The organism is Rugamonas fusca (assembly GCF_014042365.1).
Lineage (GTDB): Bacteria > Pseudomonadota > Gammaproteobacteria > Burkholderiales > Burkholderiaceae_D > Rugamonas > Rugamonas fusca.
In genome coordinates, this window is record NZ_JACEZS010000050.1 from 1 (window position 1) to 6,101 (window position 6,101).

General features: G+C 70.7%; 1 protein-coding gene. It reads left to right on the plus strand.

The genetic code is table 11. From position 1 onward, the window contains the following. The coding region (locus tag H3H36_RS26200; RefSeq protein ID WP_220459865.1) for a beta strand repeat-containing protein at window positions 1-5,902 on the plus strand (5,902 nt) is incomplete at its 5' end. Window positions 5,903-6,101 lie beyond the last annotated feature (199 nt).

The following is a 6,101-nucleotide window of genomic DNA, read 5'->3' on the forward strand; positions in this document are numbered from 1 at the left end:
AGCCCTGAAGACGGCCCAGCTGGCCGCCCTGACGACCGACCAGGTCGGCGCCCTGACCACGGCGCAAGTGGCGGCCCTGACCACCGGCAGCATCGCCGCCATGAGCACCGACCAGGTGGTGGCGCTGTCGTCCAACCAGGTGGGCGCGCTGTCCACGGGCCAGGTGGCCGCGCTGTCGACCAACGACGTGGCGGCCATGGAAACGGCCGACTTCGCGGCCCTGAAGACGGCCGCCATCGCCTCGCTGTCGTCGGCCCAGCTGTCGGCCGTGACGACCGACCAGATCGTGGCCCTGACCACGGCCCAGGCCGGCGCGCTGACCAGCGCGCAAGTGGCGGGCCTGAGCACCAACGCCGTCGCCGCGCTGGAAACGGCCGACCTGGCCCAGATCAAGACGGCCGCCATCGCCGCCATGGGCACGGCCCAGATCGCCGCGCTGACGACCAATGAGACGGCCTCGCTGTCCACGGCCCAGATCGCCGCGCTGACCACCAACCAGATCGCCAACGGCCTGACCACCGACCAGGTGGTGTCGCTGTCGTCGAACCAGATCGGCGCCTTGAGCACGGCGCAGTTCTCGTCGCTGGCCACGGCCGCCGTGGCCGCCATCGCCACGGCCACCATCGGCGGCCTGAAGACGGCTGACATCGCAGCCCTGAAGACGGCCCAGCTGGCCGCCCTGACGACCGACCAGGTCGGCGCCCTGACCACGGCCCAGGTGGCGGCCCTGACCACCGGCAGCATCGCCGCCATGAGCACCGACCAGGTGGTGGCGCTGACCTCCAACCAGGTGGGCGCGCTGTCCACGGGCCAGGTGGCCGCGCTGTCGACCAACGACGTGGCGGCCATGGAAACGGCCGACTTCGCGGCCCTGAAGACGGCCGCCATCGCCTCGCTGTCGTCGGCCCAGCTGTCGGCCGTGACGACCGACCAGATCGTGGCCCTGACCACGGCCCAGGCCGGCGCGCTGACCAGCGCGCAAGTGGCGGGCCTGAGCACCAACGCCGTCGCCGCGCTGGAAACGGCTGACCTGGCCCAGATCAAGACGGCCGCCATCGCCGCCATGGGTACGGCCCAGATCGCCGCGCTGACGACCAATGAGACGGCCTCGCTGTCCACGGCCCAGATCGCCGCGCTGACCACCAACCAGATCGCCAACGGCCTGACCACCGACCAGGTGGTGTCGCTGTCGTCGAACCAGATCGGCGCCTTGAGCACGGCGCAGTTCTCGTCGCTGGCCACGGCCGCCGTGGCCGCCATCGCCACGGCCACCATCGGCGGCCTGAAGACGGCTGACATCGCAGCCCTGAAGACGGCCCAGCTGGCCGCCCTGACGACCGACCAGGTCGGCGCCCTGACCACGGCGCAAGTGGCGGCCCTGACCACCGGCAGCATCGCCGCCATGAGCACCGACCAGGTGGTGGCGCTGACCTCCAACCAGGTGGGCGCGCTGTCCACGGGCCAGGTGGCCGCGCTGTCGACCAACGACGTGGCGGCCATGGAAACGGCCGACTTCGCGGCCCTGAAGACGGCCGCCATCGCCTCGCTGTCGTCGGCCCAGCTGTCGGCCGTGACGACCGACCAGATCGTGGCCCTGACCACGGCCCAGGCCGGCGCGCTGACCAGCGCGCAAGTGGCGGGCTTGAGCACCAACGCCGTCGCCGCGCTGGAAACGGCTGACCTGGCCCAGATCAAGACGGCCGCCATCGCCGCCATGGGCACGGCCCAGATCGCCGCGCTGACGACCAATGAGACGGCCTCGCTGTCCACGGCCCAGATCGCCGCGCTGACCACCAACCAGATCGCCAATGGCCTGACCACCGACCAGGTGGTGTCGCTGTCGTCGAACCAGATCGGCGCCTTGAGCACGGCGCAGTTCTCGTCGCTGGCCACGGCCGCCGTGGCCGCCATCGCCACGGCCACCATCGGCGGCCTGAAGACGGCTGACATCGCAGCCCTGAAGACGGCCCAGCTGGCCGCCCTGACGACCGACCAGGTCGGCGCCCTGACCACGGCCCAGGCGGCCGCGCTGACCACGGGCAGCATCGCCGCCCTGAGCACCGACCAGGTGGTGGCGTTGACTTCCAGCCAGGTGGGCGCGCTGTCCACGGCCCAGGTGGCTGCACTGTCGACCAACGACGTGGCGGCCATGGAAACGGCCGACTTCGCGGCCCTGAAGACGGCCGCCATCGCCTCGCTGTCGTCGGCCCAGCTGTCGGCCGTGACGACCGACCAGATCGTGGCCCTGACCACGGCCCAGGCCGGCGCGCTGACCAGTTCGCAAGTGGCGGGCTTGAGCACCAACGCCGTCGCCGCGCTGGAAACGGCCGACCTGGCCCAGATCAAGACGGCCGCCATCGCCGCCATGGGTACGGCCCAGATCGCCGCGCTGACGACCAATGAGACGGCCTCGCTGTCCACGGCCCAGGTCGCCGCGCTGACCACCAACCAGATCGCCAACGGCCTGACCACCGACCAGATGGTGTCGCTGTCGTCGAACCAGCTCGGCGCGCTGTCCACGGCGCAGTTCTCGTCGCTGCCGACGGCCGACATCGCCGCCATCGCCACGGCCAACATCGGCGGCCTGAAGACGACCGTGATCGCCTCGCTCAAGACGGCCCAGCTGGCCGCCATGACGACCGACCAGATCGGCGCCCTGACCACCGCCCAGGCGGCCGCGCTGACCACGGGCAGCATCGCCGCCCTCACCACCGACCAGGTGGTGGCGCTGTCGTCCAGTCAGGTGGGTGCGCTGTCCACGGCCCAGGTGGCCGCGCTGTCGACCAACGACATCGCCGCCATGGTGACGGCCGACTTCGCCGCGCTGAAGACGGCCGCCATCGCCTCGCTGTCGACGGCCCAGCTGTCGGCCGTGACGACCGACCAGATCGTGGCCCTGACCACGGCCCAGGCCGGCGCCCTGACCAGTTCGCAAGTGGCGGGCTTGAGCACCAACGCCGTCGCCGCGCTGGAGACCCAGGACCTGGCGGCCATCAAGACCGCCGGCATCAACGGCCTGTCGAGCCAGCAAGTGGCGGCCCTGACCACCACCGAGGTGCAGGCCCTGACCACGGCCCAGGTGGCGTCGCTGAGCACGGCCAACCTGGCCAACGGCCTGACCACCGACCAGATCGTGGCCCTGACGTCCAACCAGTTCGGCGCGCTGTCGACGGCGCAGTTCAACGCGCTGTCGACCAACGCCATCGCCGCCATCGAGACGGCCGATATCGTGGGCTTGAAGACCACCATCATCGCCACGCTCAAGACCGCCCAGCTGGCGGCCCTGACGACGGACCAGCTGTCCAGCCTGACGACGGCCCAGATCGCCTCGCTGACCTCGGCCAGCGTGGCGGCCCTGACCACCGACCAGATCGTGGCCCTGACCTCCAACCAGGCTGGCGCGCTGAGCTCGGCGCAGGCCGCCGGCCTGAGCACGGCCGCCATCGCCGCCATGGAAACGGCCGACTTCGCCGCGCTGCGCACCGCGACCGTGGCCGGCCTGGCCACGGCCCAGGTGAAAGCCTTGACCACCGACCAGATCGTCGCGTTGACGGTGGCCCAGGCGGGCGCCCTGACGAGCGCCCAGGCCGCCGCCCTGAGCACCGATGACGTGGCCGCCTTCGAGACCGCCGACCTGGTGGCCCTGAAGACGTCCGTGATCGCCAACCTGGCCACGGCCCAGATCGCCGCGCTGACGACCAACGAAGTGAGCTCGATGACCACGGCCCAGGTCGCCTCGCTGACGACCAGCCAGCTGGCCAATGGCTTGACCACCGACCAGGCCGTCGCGCTGTCGTCGACCCAGCTCGGCGCGCTGTCCACGGCGCAAGTGTCGGCCCTGGCCACGGCGGCCATCGCCGCCCTGGCCACGGCCAACATCAGCGGCCTGAAGACGTCCGTGATCGCCTCGCTGCGCACGGCCCAGGTGGCGGCGCTGACGACCGACCAGATCGGCGCGCTGTCGACCAACCAGGTGGCCGCCCTGACGACGGCTGAACTGAGCGCCGGCTTCTCGACCGACCAGATCGTGGCCCTGACCTCGAACCAGGCCGCGGCGCTGAGCTCGGCGCAAGTGGCCTCGCTCAGCACGGCCCAGCTGGCTGCCCTGGAGACGGCCGACTTCGCCGCGCTGAAGACGGCCGCCATCGCCGGCCTGTCCACCAGCCAGGCCAAGGCCTTGACGACGGACCAGATCGTGGCCCTGACCGTGGCCCAGGCTGGCGCGCTGAGCAGTGCCCAAGTGTCGGGCCTGGGGACGGACGCCATCGCCGCCATCGAGACGGCCGACCTGCAAGCGTTGAAGACGGCTGCCATCGCCGGCCTCTCCACCGCCCAGCTGGCCGCTGTGACCACCAGCCAGATCACGGCCCTGACCACGGGCCAGGTGGCGGCCCTGTCGACGGCCGACCTGGCCAGCGGCCTGACCACGGATCAAGTGGTGGCGCTGTCGTCGAGCCAGTTCGCGGCCATGAGCACGGCGCAGATCAGCGCGCTGTCGACGGCTGACATCGCGGCCATGGAAACGGGCGACTTCGCCTCGCTCAAGACCGCGGCCATCGCCTCGCTGCGCACGGCCCAGGTGGCGGCCCTGACGACCGACCAGATCGCCAACATGGGCACGGCCCAGGTGGCGGCCCTGACGACGGCCGACCTGGCCAACGCCCTGAGCACCGACCAGGCCGTCGCGCTGAGCTCCAGCCAGGTGGCGACGCTGAGCTCGGCGCAAGCGGCGGCCCTGACCACCGCGGCCATCGCGGCGCTGGGCACCGAGGACGTGGCGGCACTGAAGACGCAGTCGCTGGCCGGCCTGGCCACGGCGCAAGTCCGCGCCCTGACGACCGACCAGATCGTGGGCATGACGAGCACCCAGTTCGCCGCGCTGACGACGGCCCAGACTTCCTCGCTGAGCACCAGCCAGCTGGTGGCCATCGAGACGGCCGACCTGCGCGCCCTGAAGACCTCGGCCATCGCCACCCTGACGACGGCCCAGATCTCCAGCCTGACCACCGATCAGATCCACAGTCTGACCAGCAGCCAGGTGTGCGCGATCACCAGCACCCAGGTGCCGGCGCTGACGACGGACCAGATCGCGGCCCTGCCGTCGCCACTGGGTACGCCTATCGTGCTGGACCTGAACGGCAACGGCATCAACACCCTGGGCCTGTCGGCTGGCGTGCAGTTCGACCTGCTGGCCACCGGCAACAAGACGGGCACCGGCTGGGTGGGTGGCGGCGACGGCCTGCTGGCGCTCGATCGCAACCACGATGGCGTGATCAACGATGGTAGCGAGCTGTTCGGCGCGGGCACCACCCTGGCCGATGGTCAGAAAGCCAAGACCGGCTACCAGGCCCTGGCGGAACTGGACACCAACCACGACGGCGTGATCGACAGCAAGGACAGCGCCTTCGCTGACCTGCGCGTGTGGGTGGACGGCAATGCCGACGGCGTGAGCACGGCCAGCGAGCTCAAGTCGCTCGACCAGCTGGGCATCACCAAGCTCAATCTGGATGCGAAGAAAGATGTGTCGCTCAACAATGGCAACATCGTGGGCATCACCTCGACCTTCGAGACCAGCGACGGCGCCAGCCATACGGCGGCCGACGTCTGGTTCCAGATGCAGGCACCGGCCACCGACCTGCGCGGCAGCGTGACCGGCCTGGTGCAGGCGATGTCGAGCTACGGCAGCTCGGTGGCGCCAGCCGCCACGGGCACCCCGCAGCTGAACATGGTCAACGGCGGCAGCATGGCCACGGCCGCGGCCCAGCTGGCCGACGCGCTCAAGCAGTTCGATGCCAACGGCAAGCTGCTGGCCGGCAGCGAAGCGCTGGCGGGCAGCGACGAGTCGCTGCGCCTGAAGGCCCTGCAGCAAGCGTCCAGCCACGGCTTCCTGGCGGCCAAGTAAGCCAGCACGCGGCCGGCGGGGCCAGTCCCCGCCGGCGGCGCGACGAAACGGCAAGTCCCCCGGGGCTTGCCGTTTTTTTTGGTGCGCCCAGCATGGGCGCACTCCTGTGGGTGCAAGTCCCGCCGCGAGCTGACCACAGTGAGCGAAGTGAAGCGCAACTGCGGAAGGGTAACTGACTGTGGGAAGGAAGCGTGGAGCA